Consider the following 17,859-nt stretch of genomic DNA (forward strand, 5'->3'; position numbering starts at 1 on the left):
ATCTGCATGCGACACCGCGCATGCATGGCCGCTGGTCTGGTCAGAGGCCGGCGGCCAGGCGCTGTCGCAGCAGCGCCAGGGCCTGGCCACGGTGGCTGAGGCGATTCTTCAGCGACAGCTCCATTTCCGCCGCACTCTGCTGGTGGTCTTCATCGAAGAACACCGGGTCATAGCCATGGCCGCCGTCGCCGCGTCGCTGCCGCAGGATCCGCCCGCGCCAGAGGCCTTCGACGATCAGTGGTTGCGGATCCCGTTCATGCCGCAGCAGTACCAGCACGCAATAGAAGTGGGCGGCCCGGTGCTGGTCCGGTACGTCCTTCAACGCCTCCAGCAAGGTGTCGATGTTGCGGCTGGCATTGCCGTGCTCGCCGGCATAGCGGGCCGAATACAGGCCGGGTGCGCCATTCAGTGCATCCACGCAGATGCCCGAATCATCGGCCAGCGCCGGCAAACCGGTCAGGCGACTGGCATGGCGCGCCTTGATCAGGGCGTTCTCGACGAAGGTGGTGCCGGTTTCCTCGGCATCGTCCACGCCCAGCGCGGACTGGGCCAGCAGTTCGATGCCGCTGTCGGCCAGCAACGCGCCAAGCTCTTCCAGCTTGCCGGCATTGGAGGAGGCCAGGACCAGTTTCATCGGCTGGTTTCCCGCCTGCAGGGGATGTCGGTCATGGCGCCACGCCGCTTCATGCCAGGGCCAGTGCGTCCCGCTGCGCGGCGAACAATTCGCCGATGCCTTTCTCGCCCAGGGCCAGCAGCGCGTTGAGTTCGTCGCGACGGAAGGCATGGCCTTCGGCGGTACCCTGCAGTTCGATGAAACCGCCGCCATCGTTCATCACGATGTTCATGTCGGTGTCGCAGTCGCTGTCTTCGGCGTAATCCAGATCCAGCACCGGTACTCCGCGATAGATGCCGACCGACACCGCCGCCACCGCACCGTGGATCGGATCGCGCTTGATCTCGTTGCGGCCACGCAACCAGTTGACCGCATCGACCAGGGCCACGTATGCGCCGGTGATGGCGGCGGTGCGGGTGCCGCCATCGGCCTGCAGCACGTCGCAGTCCAGGGTGATGGTGCGCTCGCCGAGGGCGCCACGATCGACGCAGGCGCGCAGGCTGCGGCCAATCAGGCGCTGGATTTCCAGGGTCCGGCCACCCTGCTTACCGCGCGCGGCTTCGCGGTCGCCGCGGGTGTGGGTGGCGCGCGGCAGCATGCCGTACTCGGCGGTGACCCAGCCTTCGCCTTTGCCACGCAGGAAGCCGGGCACGCGATTCTCGACGCTGGCCGTGCACAGCACCTGGGTCTGGCCAAAGCTGACCAGCACCGAGCCCTCGGCATGGCAGGTGAAGCCGCGCTGGATACGCACCTCACGCATCTGTTCGGGCAGGCGCGCGCTGGGGCGGGCAAAAGGGGCGGCAGTCGACATGCGGGGATTCCATCGGAGTAGGGCCGGCGCCTGGAGATTCGAGCTGCCGGGGGGCGCTAGGGTACCATTCGCGCTTTCCTGTCGATGCAATCGCTCATGAGGAGCCCGCCATGATTCGCAGCATGACCGCATTCGCCGCGGTCGAACGCACCACCGAAGGTGGCACCCTGGCCGGCGAACTGCGCGCGGTCAATCACCGCTTCCTGGAAGTGGGCGTGCGCCTGCCCGACGAGCTGCGGGTGATGGAACCGGCGCTGCGCGAGCGCATCAGCGCCCGGATTTCGCGTGGCAAGCTCGATTTCAACCTGCGCCTGCGCAGCGCGGCCGGCGAAAACCAGCTGCAGCTCAACAGCGCGCTGGTCGCCCAGTTGTCGGAACTGTCGCTGGACATGTCCTCGCGGTTCCCGGCGCTGCGCACCGAGCTGACCCAGCTGCTGCAGTTCCCCGGCGTGCTGCAGAGCCGGGCGGTCGACCAGGCGGCCTTGCAGGCCGATGTGCTGTCGCTGCTGGACGAACTGCTGGATCAGTTCCTGGCCGCGCGCGAGCGCGAAGGCGACAAGCTGGCGCAGGCCATCCTCGAGCGCGTCGACGGCATCGCCGGGCTGGCCATGCAGGCGCGCGAACTGATGCCGGTGATCCGCGCTGGTCAGCGGCAGAAGCTGGAAACGCGGCTGGCCGATCTGGCGCAGCCGGCCGACCCGGGCCGGGTCGAGCAGGAACTGGTGATGTCATTGCAGAAGCTCGACGTCGACGAGGAACTGGACCGGCTGGACAGCCACGTCAAGGAAATCCGCCGGGTCTTCAAGCAGCCCGAGCCGGCCGGCCGGCGCCTGGATTTCCTGTTGCAGGAGTTCAACCGCGAAGCCAATACGCTGGGATCCAAGTCGGTCGACACCCGTACCACCAACCTGGCGGTCGAACTGAAAGTCCTGATTGACCAGATCCGCGAGCAGGTACAGAACATTGAGTAACCGCGGCACCCTCTACATCGTCGCCGCGCCCTCGGGTGCCGGCAAGAGCAGCATCGTCAACGCGGTCCTGCAGCGCGACAACGACATCGCCCTGTCGATCTCGTTCACCTCGCGCGCGCCGCGGCCGGGCGAGCGCCATGCCCAGCACTACCATTTCATCAACGCCGACGAGTTCAAGGCGATGATCGCCGCCGGTGACTTCTTCGAATACGCCAGCGTCCATGGTGACTGGAAAGGGACCGCCCGCCAGTCGGTCGAGCCGCAGCTCAGTGCCGGCAAGGACGTGCTGCTGGAAATCGACTGGCAGGGCGCGCGCCAGGTGCGCGAGAAAATCCCCGATGCGGTCAGCGTGTTCATCCTGCCGCCATCGGCCGATGCGTTGGAGCAGCGCATGCGCAGCCGCGGCCAGGACAGCGAGCAGGTCATCCAGCAGCGGCTGGCGGCGGCACGCGAGGAGATGTCGCACTACGACGAGTTCGACTACGTGATCGTCAACGACGTGTTCGATACCGCGGTCGCCGAGATGCATGCGATATTCACCGCCAGCCGCCTGCGCCGGCCGCAGCAGCAGGTCCGGCACCGCCAGCTGATCGGCGAGCTGTTGCGGGATTGACCGCGTCCACGACGATGCGTCGGCGGTTTCATGAACGTAAGTAATTGATTTGAAATGGCCTACTTGCGCCGCGGCGGGCATTTGCCTACAATCGCCAGCTCTTTTCCCACAGATTCGTGCGACCCAGGTCGCCGGGAGCCCGCATGGCCCGTATTACCGTAGAAGATTGCCTGCAAGTCGTCGACAACCGTTTCGACCTGGTCACCATGGCTGCCAAGCGCGCCCGCCAGCTCGCCAACGGCGTCGAGTCGACCATCGACAACAGCGAAAGCGCCGACAAGCCGACGGTGCTGGCACTGCGCGAAATCGCCGCCCGCCAGATTGACAACGATCTGATTGATCGCGTCGAGAAGGCCGAGCGCGAACGCGCCGAACGCGAAGCGCTGGAGTGGGCCGCCGCCGAAGTGGTCGCCGACGAAGACCTGGCCAAGGGCGACGACTGATCAGCCGCGCTTGCGCGACTGCAGGAAAAAGGCCCGCGCAAGCGGGCTTTTTTTTCGCTTGTTAATTGCCGTGGACAACGGTCTGGCATAGGCTGGCGACATGAACCCAGGTCGTCCCGCCAAGGCCATCAAAACGCGTCCGTCCGCCAATGCGGAAGGGGTGCCGGATTATGTCCTCCAGTTTGAAAAAGCCGCCTCCTACCTGCCGCCGGAACAACTGGCGATGCTGCGCAAGGCCTGGGTGGTCGGCGCCGCCGCGCACGAAGGCCAGATGCGCAAATCCGGCGAGGCCTACATCACCCATCCGGTGGCGGTTGCGCGGGTATTGGCCGACATGGGCATGGATACCGAGACCCTGATCGCGGCGATCCTGCACGACACCATCGAGGACACCCCGCTGACCGCGCAGGAGATCGCGCTGGAGTTCGGCGAGTCGGTGGCCGAGCTGGTCGAAGGCGTGACCAAGCTGGACAAGCTCAAGTTCCGCAACCGCAAGGAAGCGGCGGCCGAAAGCTTCCGCAAGATGCTGCTGGCGATGTCGCGCGATTTGCGCGTGATCATGATCAAGCTGGCCGACCGCCTGCACAACATGCGCACGCTGGGCGCGCAGAGCGCCGAGGCACGCGCGCGCATTGCCCGCGAAACCCTGGACATCTACGCCCCGATCGCGCAACGGCTGGGGATGAATCTGGTCAAGTCCGAGTTGCAGGACCTGGGTTTCCGGGCGATGTATCCGTGGCGGCATGCGGTAATCGAAAAACACATCAACAGCCGACCGGTGGTGCGTCGCGAATCGATGGCGCAGATCGAAGCGCACCTGGCCCAGCGCCTGACCCGCGACGACATCGAGCATCGCCTGGTCAGCCGGATCAAGACTCCGTGGAGCATCTACAACAAGATGCGCAACGAAGGCAAAAGCTTCGACCAGGTGATGGACGTGTTCGGCTTCCGGGTGGTGGTCGATTCGGTGCCGGCCTGTTATCACGCGCTGGGTGCGGTGCATTCGCAGTACAAGCCGCTGGATGGTCGCTTCCGTGATTTCATCGCCATTCCCAAGGCCAACGGCTACCAATCGCTGCACACGGTGTTGTTTGGTCCGTACGGCTCGCCGATTGAAGTGCAGATACGCACCCATGAAATGGATCTGGTCGCCGAACGCGGGATTGCCGCGCACTGGACCTACAAGTTCGGCGCGCAATCGCCGAACAGTGCGCAGAGCCGCGCCCATGCCTGGATCGTGGAGCTGATCGAGAACCAGCGCGCGGCGGGCTCCTCGCTGGAATTCCTCGACAACGTCAAGGTCGATCTGTTCCCGGACGAGGTGTATCTGTTCACCCCCAAGGGCAAGATCCTGGCGCTGCCGCGCAATTCGACCGCGCTGGATTTCGCCTATGCCGTGCATACCGATGTTGGCAACCAGGCGGTGGCCTCGCGGGTGGACAAGAAGCTGGTGCCGTTGCGGACCAAGCTGTCCAGTGGCCAGAGCGTGGAGATCATCACCGCCAAGTCGGCCGCGCCAAAGCCGCAATGGCTGGAATTCGTGGTCACCAGCAAGGCGCGGACCGCGATCCGCCACCAGTTGAAGCAGCTGGAGCACGAGGACGCGGTGCAACTCGGCCACCGGATGCTGGACCGGGCGCTGGAAGCGCTGGACAGTTCGCTGGAACGGCTGCCGCAGCAGCGCCTGGACGCATTCCTGGCCGAGCATCGTTACCCGCGGCTGGAAGCGCTGCTGGCCGATGTCGCGCTGGGCAACTGGATGCCGGCGCAGGCGGCGCAGTCGTTGATGGCGTTCGCCGAGTTGCGCAACGGCGGCCACTCGCGCCATTCGCAGGAAAAGATCCTGATCAACGGCACCGAGCGCGGGGTCATCAGCTTTGCCAACTGCTGCCAGCCGATCCCCGGCGATGACATCATGGGTTTCCACACCGCCGGCAAGGGCATCGTCGTGCACCGGCTGGACTGTCCGAATGTCAGTGAGTTCCGCAAGTCGCCCGAACGCTGGATACCGATCGACTGGGATGCCAACGTCAGCGGCGATTACGATGTGGCGATCCTGATCGATGTGGAGAACAGACCGGGCGTGCTGGCCCAGGTCGCCACCGCGGTGGCCAAGAGCCAGTCCAACATCGATCGCGTCGAATACCTGGAGCGCGACATCAACGTGGCATTGCTGCGGTTCTCGATCCAGGTCCGCGACCGCAACCATCTGGCCGAAGTCATGCGCCGCGTGCGCCGCCTGAACGTGGTCCATGGGGTGCGCCGGCAGTAGCCCACTGGCGGCCTGCGCCGGCCACGCCCGCGCGCCCACGATAACGATGCCGGTTGCCCGGATCGTTTAAAATCGCGGCTCTTTTTCCAGCAGGAGCCGCCATGAGCCGCCAAATCATCCAGACCGACCAGGCACCGGCCGCCATTGGTCCGTATTCGCAGGCCGTGCGTGCCGGCAACACGGTGTATTTTTCCGGCCAGATTCCGCTGGACCCGGCCACCGGCAACATTGTCGAAGGCGACATCGAAGCGCAGGCCAAGCGTTGCTTCGACAATCTGACCGCGGTGGCGACCGCCGCAGGCGGCTCGCTCGACAAGATCGTGCGCCTGGGCCTGTACCTGACCGACCTCAACCAGTTCGGCAAGGTCAACGCGGTGATGGAATCCTATTTCAAGGCGCCGTTCCCGGCGCGTTCGACCATCGAAGTCTCGGCACTGCCGAAAGGCGCGTCGTTTGAAGTCGACGCGGTGATGATCCTGGATTGATCGACAAGCTGGCCGGTGTCCGTCGCGCGGCGGACACCGGCCGCGCATACGGCCGCTAGCGACCGCGCGCCTGGCTGGGCGTGGTCCCGGTCCAGCGCTTGAAAGCGCGGCGGAATTCCCGCGCATCGTTGAAGCCCACCAGTACCCCGATGTGGGCAATCGAATCCTCGCTGTTCTGCAGCATCTGCAGCGCCTGTTCGGTGCGGATGCGATCGTGGACGGCGCTGAAGCGGGTGTCTTCGTTGCCCAGCCGCCGGCGCAGGTTGCGTTCGCTCAGGTGCAGGTGCGCGGCGACCTCCTGCATGGTTGGATTTTCGCGCAGGTGCCGGCGCAGGTAGCGCTCGACCGCGGTGGTGTATTCGCCGTCATGGCGGTCGCTGGGCTGGTGCGCGCGGCACATCGCCAGCGCGTGCTGCGAGGCCACCGGGTTGTAGCTGGGAAATTGCAGCGACAACCACTGGCGGTCCAGCAGCAGCGCATTGCGTGGCTGGTTGAATACCACTTCGCACTCGAACAATGCGGCGTATTTCTGCTGGTAGGGCGGCGCCGGATACGCCAGTTCGACCCGCTTGGGGGCGAGTCCGGGACCGGCCAGGTCGCGACCGAGCATCAGCAGGCTGGCGAACATCTCTTCGCACAGGAATGGCAGCAGGTCCTGCTGGGACTCCGGCGCGTGGGCGAGGATGGCGACGCTATCCGCGCCTGCATCGTGTTGCATCCGCAGTTCCATCAGCGGTCCCTGGTTACGCTGGAACTCCAGGCCGATGGCCACGGCCTGGGCGAAGTCGCGCGACGTCTTCATCGCCAGCCCGAGCAGGCCGAAGTTGCCGCCGTTCTGGCGCCTGCCCAGCTCCAGGCCGATGTCCTCGGGCAGCATGCGCACGGCCCGGCGCACGATTTCGCTGGCCTGGCGGTACGACACCCGCGCCCGTACGTCCTGGATCTCGGCGGCGCTGACGCGCAGGCCAGCGAACCACGGATCCGGGTTGATCCCGCGCAGCCGTGCTTCCTGCAGCAGGCCGCACAACATATTGGTCGGCAATGTGCCGGCGAACGCGCCGTCGTCGCTGGCAGCGCTGTTGTCTGACCCTGTCATGCCCCTTTTCCAAACCGTCCGGTTATCCCCCCCCAGTATGCCGGTTATGCCCTGCTTTGTGACACAGCTAACCGCAAGACTTCACTGATTGGTCTGCAAGAGGCGTGGTTCCGTCCGGAACACGCCAATCATCGGGGAGGAGGGGAAATGGAAGGTCGAAACAAGTGGCAACCAGGGCGGACGCTGGCGATGGCGGCGGCGTTGCTGGCGGTGGCAGGGTGTGGGCGCGAGCAACAGCCGCCGGCAGCGGCAAGCGGCGCTGACGCCGATTTCAGTCGCACCCTGCATCAGCGCCTGCTGGATGCCAAGCCAGGCGACGTCATCGAAATCCCGGCCGGGACCTTCCATTTCGACCGCAGTCTCAGCCTGCGTGCCGATGGCGTGACCATCCGCGGCGCCGGCATGGACCAGAGCGTGTTGTCGTTCAAGGGCCAGAAGGCCGGCGCGGAAGGACTGCTGGTCAACGGCAATGATTTCACCATCGAAAACCTGACCATCGAGGATTCCAAGGGCGATGGGCTGAAGGTCAGCGAGTCGGAGAACATCACCATCCGCAAGGTCAAGGTGCAATGGACCGGCGGTCCCAGCACCAAGAACGGCGGCTACGGTCTGTATCCGGTGTTGACCAAGAACGTGCTGATCGAGGATTCGGTGGCGATCGGCGCATCCGACGCCGGCATCTACGTTGGCCAGTCCGACGGCGTGATCGTGCGCCGCAGCCGCGCCGAGCAGAACGTCGCCGGCATCGAAGTCGAGAACACCATCAACGCTGATGTGTACGACAACATCGCCACCCACAACACCGGCGGCATCCTGGTCTTCAACATGCCGGGGCTGTCGCAGCAGGGCGGCAACATCCGGGTCTACAACAACCGGATCCTGGCCAACAACACCGGCAATTTCGGTGCCAAGGGCACTCCGGTGGCCAGCGTGCCGGCCGGTTCGGGCATCGTCGTCAACTCGAATGACGATATCGAAATCTTCGGCAACCAGATCGTCGACAACGATACCGCCAGCATCATCATTTCCAGTGTGTACTCCACCGGCTACAAGGACTCCAGCAAGTCGGAGACCTTCGATCCGTATCCGGAACGCATCTACATCCACGACAACACCATCAGCGGTGGCGGTGGCTCGCCCGACGGCATGGATCTGAAAGCCCTGAAGGTGGCGATGTACGGCTTGACCGGCAATCTGCCGGACGTGCTGTGGGATGGCTACCAGAACCCCGAACTGGCGCAGAAGGGCAAGCTCAACGCCGCCCAGATCTGCCTGAAGGGCGTCAATGGCGTGCTCAACGCCGACGGCCCCAACGGCTACAAGAATCCATCCAACGGGATGGCGCCATTCAACTGTGAACTGCCTGCGCTGCCGGCCATTGATCTGGGGCGGGGATGATTGCAATGCGGGGATGGAGGACGCTGGCGCTGGCCGGCTTGCTGATGGCTGCGTCGGGATGTGGCAAGGCACCACCGGTGACGTTCTTCGACCAGGGTCAGCCGCAGACGTTGAGCCAGTGGCATGTTCTGCAGGTCAGCGGCCGCACGCTGTCGCTCAACCAGGGCGTGATGCCGTATGACCTCAACACGCCGCTGTTCAGCGATTACGCGCACAAACTGCGCACGGTATGGATGCCGGCGGGCAGCCATGCGCAGTACCGCACCGGTGTCGGCCTGGATTTTCCGGTCGGCACCATCATCAGCAAGACGTTCTACTACCCGCTGGCGGAAGGCCGCGATGGCGACCGAAACATGGTGGCGCGGACCGACCCCTCGCAGAGCCTGTTGCGGGACGAGAAGCTGGATCTGGACAAGGTGCGCTTGATCGAGACCCGGCTGCTGGTGCATCGCAAGGATGGCTGGGTGGCGCTGCCCTATGTCTGGAACGAGGCTCAGACCGAGGCGGTGCTGCGTCGTGAAGGAGATCTGGTGGCGCTGACGCTGGTGTCGCCGCAGGCGCCGACCCGGGAAGAAGTCGCTTACCAGGTACCGGACCAGAACCAGTGCGCCGGCTGCCACGCGGTCAATAACCGGTCCCGGCACATCGCCCCGATTGGCCCCAAGGTACGGCACCTGAACCGTGACTTCGACTACGCCGACGGCAGCGAAAACCAGTTGGCCCACTGGGCCCGGATCGGCTACCTGCAGGGGGCGCCGGATCCGGCACGCGCGCCGCGTGACGCCAACAGTGGCGATGCCACCGCGAGTCTGGATGCGCGCGCACGCGCCTACCTGGACATCAACTGCGGCCATTGCCACAGCAATACCGGTGCGGCCATCACTTCAGGACTGCACCTGGACGCCGGTGGCCATGAGGGACTGGCGCGTGGATTCTGCAAGCAACCGATCGCCGCCGGCAAGGGCACCGGCAACCGGCCGTATGACATCGTGCCCGGTAAGCCGGACGAGTCGATCCTGCTGTTCCGCATGGACAGCGATGATCCGGCGGTGATGATGCCCGAGCTGGGGCGCTCGGTGGTCCATCGTGAAGGGGTGCAGCTGATCCGCGAATGGATTGCCTCGCAACACGGCAGCTGCGATGTCTAGGCGCTGTATCCAGACACAGAAGCCAGCGCGCACTCGCGCGCGAACATAATAACCAGACGGTTCAAGGGGAAGGGATATGAAACTGTTGCAAAGGACGTTGGTCACCGGTCTGCGCCGCGCCATGCTGGGCGGTTGCGTGCTCGCTTCAGGCGCGGGGGCTGCCTGGGCACAGGATGTCCAAGGCCAGGATGCCCAGAATGAGGCCATCCTGCTGGACACGGTGACGGTAACCGCACAAGGCCGCGAACAGGAACTGAAGGACGTGCCGATTGCGGTCAACGTGGTCAGCGAAGGTTTCATCGCGGACACGGCCGCCACCGATATCGGCGATCTGGACATGTTCGTGCCCGGCCTGCGGGTCGAAGATGGCAGCCCGACCCAGCCGCGCTACGCCATCCGTGGCATCAGTGCCGGCGATTTCGGCATCGGCACTGATCCGCCGGTCGGCGTCTACGTCGATGGCGTCTATTCGGCACGCACCGGTGGTGCGATGCTGGCATTCAACGATGTCGAACGCATCGAGGTGCTGAAGGGTCCGCAGGGTACCTTGTTCGGTCGCAACAGTGCCGCCGGTGCGGTATCGATCATCACCAACAAACCGTCCAGCGTATTCGAGGGCGATGCCACGGTGCGCCTTGGCAACGACGGCCGGCGCTATGTCTACGGCCTGCTCAACGCCCCGATCAGCGACAGCCATGCGCTGCGCATCAGCGCGATGTCCAACCAGAGCGATGGCTGGCTGCGTGATGCCGGCACTGGCGAAGATCTTGCCGGCGATGACAACTGGGCCGCGCGGATGGCATGGCGCTCTTGGATTGGCGAAGACACCACCCTGGACTTCACCTGGGATCACGAGGAAATCAGCCAGCTGGCACGTCCGGCGATTGGCCTGGTGGCGCTGGATTCGTATCCGGCCACCGCACCGTATCCGGCCGACCCGGCCAACTATCTGAACCCCATTGACGCACCTGTCTTCAATGACGTCATCGGCAACCGCGAATCGCGCCGCTTCGACGCGGCCACGGTCCAGGTCAACCACGCCTTCAGCTGGGGTAACCTGCTGTCGACCACCGCCTGGCGCGACTTCGACACGGTCAACCGCGAAGACGAAGACGGAACCAACCGCCCCAATCTGTACTTCGACACCGCCAACATCGAAAGCAACCGCAGTTACTACCAGGAGTTCAAGTTCAACGGCGTGGCCGGCGCGTTCGACTGGGTTGCCGGGGCCAGCTGGTTCAAGGAGGATGCGCAGCAGACCAGCGCCACCAACCTGCTGACCGACAGCCTGGGTACGGCAATGCAGAACCTGCCTGACTTCGGTGGCCTGAACGTGTTCGCCGCCATCGACCAGGTACTGGCGATGCAGGGCATTCCGTTCTACCTGCAAGGGCATACCTGGAACGAATCCATGCACAACCGCAGCCAGGCCGAAGCGCTGGCCGCGTTTGGCGATGTCATCTGGCACGCGACCGATCGCCTCAACCTGACCTTCGGCCTGCGCTACACCCACGACGCCAAGGAGTTCCAGTGGCTCAATGGCCCGCGGGTGGCGCCGGATCTGGACCAGAACGTGGCGGTGCTGGATTCGCTCGGCGTATTCGCCGCGCTGCAGCAGATGGGCTATCCGGTCAGTGCCGAGATGTTCCAGCAGGACTTCGTGTTCAATGTCGGCCCGCTGGAAGGGGTGACCTTCAAACGCAAGGACAGCTGGCAGGATCTGAGCCCACGCCTGGTCATCGACTACGCGCTCAACGACAACACCATGGTGTTCGGCTCGGTTGCCAAGGGCTACAAGGCTGGTGGCTACAACGCGCTGGAGATCAATTCGTACTTCGACAACGAGGAAGTCTGGAACAGCGAGCTGGGCCTGAAGATGGCGTTGCCGGACTACAAGCTGGCCTTCAATACCTCGGCGTACTACATGATCTACAAGGATCGCCAGTCAATCACGCTGGATTTGAACAGCCAGGGCTCCGGCGTGCCGCGTTACCTGGTCAGCACCGACGACACCCAGGCCTGGGGCGTGGATGCCGACCTGCACTGGCAGCCGCTGCAGGGACTGGACCTGATGCTGGGCATGGCCTACATCGATGCCACCTACAAGAATGGCGAGTCCAACGGTCGTGACCTGTCCGGCGATGCCACCGGTGAGCCCTATCTCAGTGCCACCGCCAGCGGCAGCTACACCTGGCTGCTGGACCGCCACGGCAGCCTGCGGATGTCGTTGATGCATGGCTATCGCGGCCAGACCCGCTGCAATGCCGATTCCAGCACCCAGGGCACCTGCCAGGTCAGCCCGGTGTTCCGCACCGGCGAGGCGCAGAACCGTACCGACATGCGGCTGCAGTGGACCTCGGTCGACGGCCAGTGGGGCGTGGGCGTCTACGCCAACAACCTGTTCGACAACCAGTACATCGGCGTCAACAACCTGACCACGTCGGTGCTGGGCACGCCGTTCGCTTCGGTTTCCGAACCACGCCAGTACGGGCTTGAACTGAACTACAGCTTCTGATCACCCATTGGGGAGGGTGTCCCGGGCGCCAGTGACATGGCTGGCGCCCGGGCATCGACTGGCAGTCGGCGCGGCAACCCGGCATGCTTGCCGGATGTCGCATGTTGTCAGCGGCGGTGACCTGATCGCCGCCACCTCCATCCAGACCCTCAAGGGCGTCGGCGAACGCGTCGCCGCCAAGCTGGCCGCGCGCGGCCTGCTGACGTTGCAGGATCTATGGTTCCATCTGCCGCTCCGTTACGAGGACCGCACCGCGATCCTGCCGATCCGGCAACTGCAGCCCGGCGTCCCGGCCCAGGTCGAAGGAACGGTCGAGGCGGTCGAGCGCGGGTTCCGGTTCCGGCCGGTGCTGCGGGTCGCCATTGGCGATGCGTCCGGCGCCACCCTGGTGCTGCGCTTCTTCCATTTCCGCGCCGCGCAGGTGGCGCAGTTCAAGGTCGGCAGCCGGGTGCGTTGCTACGGCACGCCGAAGCCGGGCCAGCACGGACTGGAAATCATCCACCCCAGCTACCGCCTGCTGGCCGATGGCGAGGCCGGCGTGCTCGGCGATTCGCTGGACCCGATCTACCCGGCGGTCGACGGCGTCGGCCCGGCGGTGCTGCGCAAGCTGATCATGCAGGCACTGGACCGCCTGCCCGCTGACGAGCGGCTGGAAATCCTGCCCGCCAGCTTGCTGCAGGAACAGCCGTGGCCGTCCCTGCGCGAGGCCCTGCTGACCCTGCACCGGCCGGGACCCGGCACCGATCTGGCGGCGCTGGCGGCCGGTCGCCATCCCGCCCAGCAGCGCCTGATCATCGAAGAACTGCTGGCCCATCACCTCAGCCTGCGCCGGCAACGCATCGCGCTGCAGCGGCATCGGGCGCCGGCGTTGCGTGGCAAAGGCACGCTGGCGGCAAAACTGCTGGCGACACTGCCTTTCCAGCTGACCGCAGCGCAGCAGCGCGTGTTCAAGCAGATCCAGCAGGATTTGAAACGGCCTTCGCCAATGTTGCGGCTGGTGCAGGGCGATGTCGGCAGCGGCAAGACAGTGGTCGCCGCGTTGGCGGCAATGCTTGCGGTGGAGGCAGGCAAGCAGGTGGCGCTGGCGGCGCCGACCGAACTGCTGGCCGAACAACACCTGGCCAACCTGCGCAACTGGCTGCAGCCGCTGGGCATCGAAGTGGCCTGGCTGGCCGGCAAGGTCACCGGCAAGGCGCGCACGCAGGTGCTGGAACAGGTGCGCAGCGGGCAAGTGCAGGTAGTGGTCGGCACCCATGCGCTGATGCAGGAGGCAGTGGTGTTCCATGATCTGGCATTGGCCATCGTCGACGAGCAGCACCGGTTTGGCGTGCAGCAACGGCTGGCCTTGCGCGACAAGGGCGCGCTGGCGGGCAGCGTGCCGCACCAGTTGGTGATGACCGCCACCCCGATTCCGCGCACGCTGGCGATGGCCGCCTATGCGGACCTGGATGTGTCGGCGATCGATGAGCTACCGCCCGGGCGCACACCTGTGCAGACGGTAGCCTTGAATGGCCAGCGCCGGCCGGAACTGGTCGAACGCATTCGCGCCGCCTGCGCTGAGGGCCGGCAGGCCTACTGGGTCTGCACCTTGATCGACGACAGCGACGAAGTCATCGCCCAGGCCGCGCAGACCACTTACGAACAACTGGCCGCGGCGCTGCCGGAGCTGCGCATCGCACTGGTCCACGGACGGATGAAGGCCAATGAAAAGCAGGCGACCATGCGCGCGTTCAAGCAGGGCGAGCACGATCTGCTGGTCGCCACGACGGTGATCGAAGTCGGCGTCGACGTGCCTAATGCGTCATTGATGATTGTCGAGAACGCCGAACGCCTCGGCCTGGCCCAGTTGCATCAGTTGCGTGGCCGGGTCGGTCGCGGCGCGGTGGCGTCGAACTGCGTGCTGCTGTACCAGTCGCCGTTGTCGATGATGGCCAAGCAACGATTGGCGACGATGCGGGAAACCAACGACGGTTTCATCATTGCCGAAAAAGATCTGGAACTGCGCGGTCCCGGCGAACTGCTCGGCACCCGCCAGACCGGGCTGGCCAGCCTGCGCGTGGCCGATCTGCAACGCGACGCCGGCTGGCTGCCACTGGTGCAGGCGTTGGCCGAACGCCTGCTGGCCGAATCCCCGCCACTGGCCGACCGCATCGTCGATCGCTGGGTCGGCAGCGCCGCCCGTTATGCCGCGGCGTGAGGCCCGGCAGCGGCGCACGCCAATGCCAGGCTAGGGCTGGGGACGCGACCTGACCGGCTGATACTGGCCTTTGTCGCCGCTTTTGTGTCCACGCGGGTCGACATTGGCGCAGAGGCGATCGCCGCAAAGCTCGATATCCGAGCCGTAGAAGGCTTTCACTATCGGCACCGCGTTTTCGTAGCGCTGCAGTTCTTCCTTGTTCGCGCTGATTTCGCGACGGTAGTAACCCAGCAGCGCCCATCCGACCAACAGCACCAGCAGCAGGGTACCGACAGCAGCGCCCAGCCACAGCCAGACCATCCTGCCGGCCTGCCGCAACTGATTGCAGGTCTCGGACACGCTGCGGCCATAGTCGGCGGCGACCGGGGCTATCGATTCCCGGGCCTGGCGCGCGATTTCGCTGCTGGCGTTGCGGGTGATGGCTTCAATCCGTTGCTGCGCCTGGCCGACTTCGTGCTGCAGTGACTGCATCCGCTGCTCGAACTCGGCCTGCATCCGGGCCTCGCGCTGTTCGGATTTGGCCAGCAGCATCGATTGCATCTTGATGGTGCCTTGCAGTGAGGACAGCAATTCGGTTGAAAGGGCAGAATCGTGCATGGGATCTTCCTTGAGAAAAAGAGGGAATCAGATACGCATCGCCGGCGTTTGTCGTTGCCGGCTCAGTTCCTGTTGCTGCAGTTCCTGCTGTTGCTGGCTGGTAAATTGTTCGCGGCCCCATTGCTCGACGGCCTGCATCTGCGGTGAGTTGGCGATAAGGGCAGCGGTCTGCGAGATTGCCCGGTCATTGTCAGCCAACAGGGCAGCGGCCAGGCGGTCCAGGTCCGGGTCGCCGGTGCGGAAGTGCTGACGCGGCTCTGGCGCATGCCGCTGCGGCGATGACGGCAGCGAGGTATCAGCCAAAGTCTGGTCTGCATCCGCGCGCGGGATGGTCGTAGGTACCTCATTGTCGGTCAGCAGCTTCTGCTTCCAGTCGCGGTCCTTGGGCAACGGCCGGCTGGATTCACTGTTGTACGGACTGTCCGGGTAAGGCGCCGGGATGCTGCGGATCATGTCCTTGTTGTCCAGTACCTTGAGCGTGCCGTCAAAGTTTTGCAGCGGGACGAGCGTATGCGGGTCATTGGGCAGCGGCAGATTCATCTGCGCGTGCAGGCCGGCACGATTCAATCCGGTCCAGACAAAATCGATGCAGCTGTTGCTGACGCCGTTGTAGTTGAGGTCGAAGTAGGTCTCGTTGCCGCGTCGGCCTGCTTCGCCGTAGCCCTTGAGTGTCCGGTATTGCTGCTCGCTAATCTCCAGCGTGCGGGTGTAGGTGGGGTTTTGGTAGAATTTTTGTTCATCCAATACAATCTGGCCCGGACCGCGGATACCGGTTTCGATGGGTGAGAAGCCATAGCCGACGGTTTTGGTTCCATTGCTGATGCTGTAGTAGGCGTGACCGGCCACTGAGCGGTGGTCGGGCTGGCCGGGATGTTTGACCACAGTGCCGGGCGCAGCCAGATAAATCGAGAGCGTATAGACGGGTACATTTGCATCGGCGTGCAAATCAGGGGCAGAGGTAAGACGGTTCATCAGCGGGCACCTATTTCAGACAGACCTATTTCAAAGTAGTGGCTGACCAGCAGCTCGAAATTCAGATGGGCGACCTGTGGATGGTCCTGGAGGCTCTCGATTTCGATGTGATAGCGACCGGGTGTCGGCGGCGTGATACGCGCGATATCCCAGATCAGGTAATTCAGATTGAAGTCGAACTGACCGATGGCGTAAAGTTCTTTGACATCCTGGCCGGCGCCGCCGTGATGTACGAAGGTGTTTACTGGATGGGCTTCATACCACACCCGTGGAGGCCGAACACTGGAGTCCTCCTGTAGCTCCGAAAGCACCACCGGGATGCGCTTGCCGGCTTCCAGTTTCCACAGGCGAATGCGAAACGGCATGGGTTGGGTGTCGAGATACTCCAGAACTCCTGGTCCGGCATCCGGCCGGCCTTTGGGTCCCGGACTACGAAAGCCAACGAACACCGGGCGCAGATAGCCGTTGTCGGTGGTGTTGGGCAAGCTGAAGTCCGCTTCGACCTTGGCCCCAGCACGGGTCAGATCAAATGGTTTGACCACCGGAAAACTACGGTCGGCAGTGGCGGGCGTCGGGGTGATGTTCTGCGCGCATCCTGCCAGCAGCATCAGGCATGCCAGCAGCCAACGCTGTCGTGGATTTGTTCTCATGGTTGATTACCTGTGTGATGCGCAGTTGAAAGGGAAGGATGAATGACGCTGATGCGGAAACGATGACCGATGCTGGCTTGCCGGTCATGGCAAGAGATTGGGTGATTCATCAGCGGATGCCTCTCGCGTTGTAATGGCTGACCAGCAGTTCAAAGTTCATCTGTGAAACCTGAGGGTGGTCCTGAAGGCTTTGTATTTCGATGTGGTAGCGGCCGGGCGTCGGCGGCGCGATACGCGCGATATCCCAGATTTGATAGTTCAGATTGAAATCGAACTGGCCGATGGCGATGAGCTCTTCGGCATCATCACCCGCGCCGCCGTGACGGATGAAGACATCGGCGGGGTGGGCTTCGTACCACACACGTGAAGGCCGAACACTAGAGTCCTCTTGAAGCTCGGAGAGCACGACCGGGATGCGTTTGCCGGCTTCCAGTTTCCACAGGTGAATGCGAACCGGGATGTCCTGGGTGTCTAGATACTCCAAACCTTTGGGCCCGGCATCCGGTCGTCCCTTTGGCCCTGGACTGCGGAAGCCAACGAACACCGGGCGCAGATAGCCGTTGTCGGTAGTGTTGGGCAAGCTGAAGTCGGCTTCGACCTTCGCACCAGCACGGGGCAGGTCGAATGGTTTGACCACCGGAAAACTGCGGTCGGCAGTGGCGGGCGTCGGGGTGATGTTCTGCGCGCATCCTGCCAGCAGCATCAGGCATGGCAACAGCCATTGCGCCCGGGCTTTTGCCTGTATGGCGGGTTGTCCAATGCTGGCGAGTGCGATCTTGCAAACGCGTTCGCCAGTGCCTGCTGATGAGCGGCCAGCACCGGCCCGCGCAATACGCCGCCATCGGACCGGCGTGCTCCATCGCAGACGGCTGTGGTCCTGGATTGCACCGTGCAACAATCGGATAACGTGATACGGGCCAGCGTCCATTCTTCTGCCATCTTCATGTCCTTGCGAAACTATACCGCTGGCCGTGCGCTTGCAATGCAACTTGTTTGAACGGATGCGACGCTGACTGCGTCGCGACGAGAACGGGCGTCCTGAGCTCCATTGCAAGTCACTTTCATCAAGCAGGCTCTG

At 64.1% G+C, this 17,859-nt stretch carries 16 protein-coding genes; 9 read left to right on the top strand and 7 right to left on the bottom strand.

What is annotated here, in order from left to right; translation table 11 throughout:
* Window positions 1-40: 40 nt before the first annotated feature.
* Together rdgB and rph are read right to left on the bottom strand one after the other, a co-directional pair.
* The gene (rdgB, locus tag ABB29_RS07260) at window positions 41-634 is read right to left on the bottom strand and encodes an RdgB/HAM1 family non-canonical purine NTP pyrophosphatase (RefSeq protein ID WP_057657957.1); all 594 of its coding nucleotides are present in this window, start codon (window positions 632-634) and stop codon (window positions 41-43) included.
* A 49-nt stretch (window positions 635-683) separates the two neighbouring features.
* Window positions 684-1,424, bottom strand: a complete 741-nt coding sequence (gene rph, locus ABB29_RS07265; RefSeq protein ID WP_057657958.1) for a ribonuclease PH — start codon at window positions 1,422-1,424, stop codon at window positions 684-686.
* 110 nt (window positions 1,425-1,534) lie between these two features.
* Between rph and ABB29_RS07270 the strand changes: the two genes are divergently transcribed.
* The 5 genes from ABB29_RS07270 (at window position 1,535) to ABB29_RS07290 (ending at window position 6,208) form a co-directional block, all read left to right on the top strand.
* The gene (locus ABB29_RS07270; RefSeq protein ID WP_057657959.1) at window positions 1,535-2,395 is read left to right on the top strand and encodes a YicC/YloC family endoribonuclease; all 861 of its coding nucleotides are present in this window, start codon (window positions 1,535-1,537) and stop codon (window positions 2,393-2,395) included.
* Entirely contained in the window at window positions 2,388-3,008 is a 621-nt protein-coding gene (gene gmk, locus ABB29_RS07275; RefSeq protein ID WP_057657960.1) for a guanylate kinase, read from the top strand. The genes ABB29_RS07270 and gmk overlap by 8 nt, the downstream gene beginning before the upstream one ends.
* A 143-nt stretch (window positions 3,009-3,151) precedes the next feature.
* A complete protein-coding gene (gene rpoZ / locus ABB29_RS07280; protein ID WP_057657961.1) occupies window positions 3,152-3,451 on the top strand; it encodes a DNA-directed RNA polymerase subunit omega in 300 nt (99 codons plus the stop codon).
* Between the two features lie 100 nt (window positions 3,452-3,551).
* Window positions 3,552-5,723 carry a RelA/SpoT family protein gene (locus ABB29_RS07285; RefSeq protein WP_057657962.1) on the top strand — a complete coding sequence of 724 codons (2,172 nt, stop codon included), beginning with the start codon at window positions 3,552-3,554 and terminating at the stop codon, window positions 5,721-5,723.
* Window positions 5,724-5,824: 101 nt separating this feature from the next.
* Window positions 5,825-6,208 carry a RidA family protein gene (locus tag ABB29_RS07290; protein ID WP_057657963.1) on the top strand — a complete coding sequence of 128 codons (384 nt, stop codon included), beginning with the start codon at window positions 5,825-5,827 and terminating at the stop codon, window positions 6,206-6,208.
* 55 nt (window positions 6,209-6,263) lie between these two features.
* On the opposite strand, the gene ABB29_RS07295 is transcribed toward ABB29_RS07290, so the two are convergent.
* Window positions 6,264-7,304: an AraC family transcriptional regulator gene (locus ABB29_RS07295; RefSeq protein WP_083487616.1), complete on the bottom strand. Its 1,041-nt coding sequence runs from the start codon at window positions 7,302-7,304 to the stop codon at window positions 6,264-6,266.
* Between the two features lie 147 nt (window positions 7,305-7,451).
* Between ABB29_RS07295 and ABB29_RS07300 the strand changes: the two genes are divergently transcribed.
* The 4 genes from ABB29_RS07300 (at window position 7,452) to recG (ending at window position 14,562) form a co-directional block, all read left to right on the top strand.
* A complete protein-coding gene (locus ABB29_RS07300) occupies window positions 7,452-8,702 on the top strand; it encodes a parallel beta-helix domain-containing protein (protein ID WP_083487618.1) in 1,251 nt (416 codons plus the stop codon).
* A 5-nt stretch (window positions 8,703-8,707) separates the two neighbouring features.
* Window positions 8,708-9,850: an SO2930 family diheme c-type cytochrome gene (locus ABB29_RS07305; protein ID WP_245622565.1), complete on the top strand. Its 1,143-nt coding sequence runs from the start codon at window positions 8,708-8,710 to the stop codon at window positions 9,848-9,850.
* 76 nt (window positions 9,851-9,926) lie between these two features.
* Window positions 9,927-12,365, top strand: coding sequence for a TonB-dependent receptor (locus ABB29_RS07310; protein ID WP_057657966.1), 2,439 nt, complete (start codon window positions 9,927-9,929; stop codon window positions 12,363-12,365).
* 94 nt (window positions 12,366-12,459) lie between these two features.
* Entirely contained in the window at window positions 12,460-14,562 is a 2,103-nt protein-coding gene (recG, locus tag ABB29_RS07315; RefSeq protein WP_057657967.1) for an ATP-dependent DNA helicase RecG, read from the top strand.
* Window positions 14,563-14,592: 30 nt separating this feature from the next.
* Here recG and ABB29_RS16660 read toward each other — a convergent pair whose 3' ends face one another.
* From ABB29_RS16660 to ABB29_RS07335, 4 genes are all read right to left on the bottom strand, one after another.
* Window positions 14,593-15,159 carry a hypothetical protein gene (locus ABB29_RS16660; protein ID WP_245622566.1) on the bottom strand — a complete coding sequence of 189 codons (567 nt, stop codon included), beginning with the start codon at window positions 15,157-15,159 and terminating at the stop codon, window positions 14,593-14,595.
* A 27-nt stretch (window positions 15,160-15,186) separates the two neighbouring features.
* Window positions 15,187-16,131, bottom strand: a complete 945-nt coding sequence (locus tag ABB29_RS16665; RefSeq protein ID WP_157062541.1) for a lytic enzyme — start codon at window positions 16,129-16,131, stop codon at window positions 15,187-15,189.
* Window positions 16,131-16,781 (bottom strand): hypothetical protein, encoded by a 651-nt coding sequence (locus ABB29_RS07330; RefSeq protein ID WP_157062542.1) that lies wholly within the window; start codon window positions 16,779-16,781, stop codon window positions 16,131-16,133. The genes ABB29_RS16665 and ABB29_RS07330 overlap by 1 nt, the downstream gene beginning before the upstream one ends.
* Window positions 16,782-16,890: 109 nt before the next feature.
* Window positions 16,891-17,709, bottom strand: a complete 819-nt coding sequence (locus tag ABB29_RS07335; RefSeq protein WP_157062543.1) for a hypothetical protein — start codon at window positions 17,707-17,709, stop codon at window positions 16,891-16,893.
* Between the last annotated feature and the right edge of the window lie 150 nt (window positions 17,710-17,859).

The sequence above is a fragment of the Pseudoxanthomonas dokdonensis genome (assembly GCF_001431405.1).
Classification (GTDB): Bacteria; Pseudomonadota; Gammaproteobacteria; order Xanthomonadales; family Xanthomonadaceae; genus Pseudoxanthomonas_A; species Pseudoxanthomonas_A dokdonensis.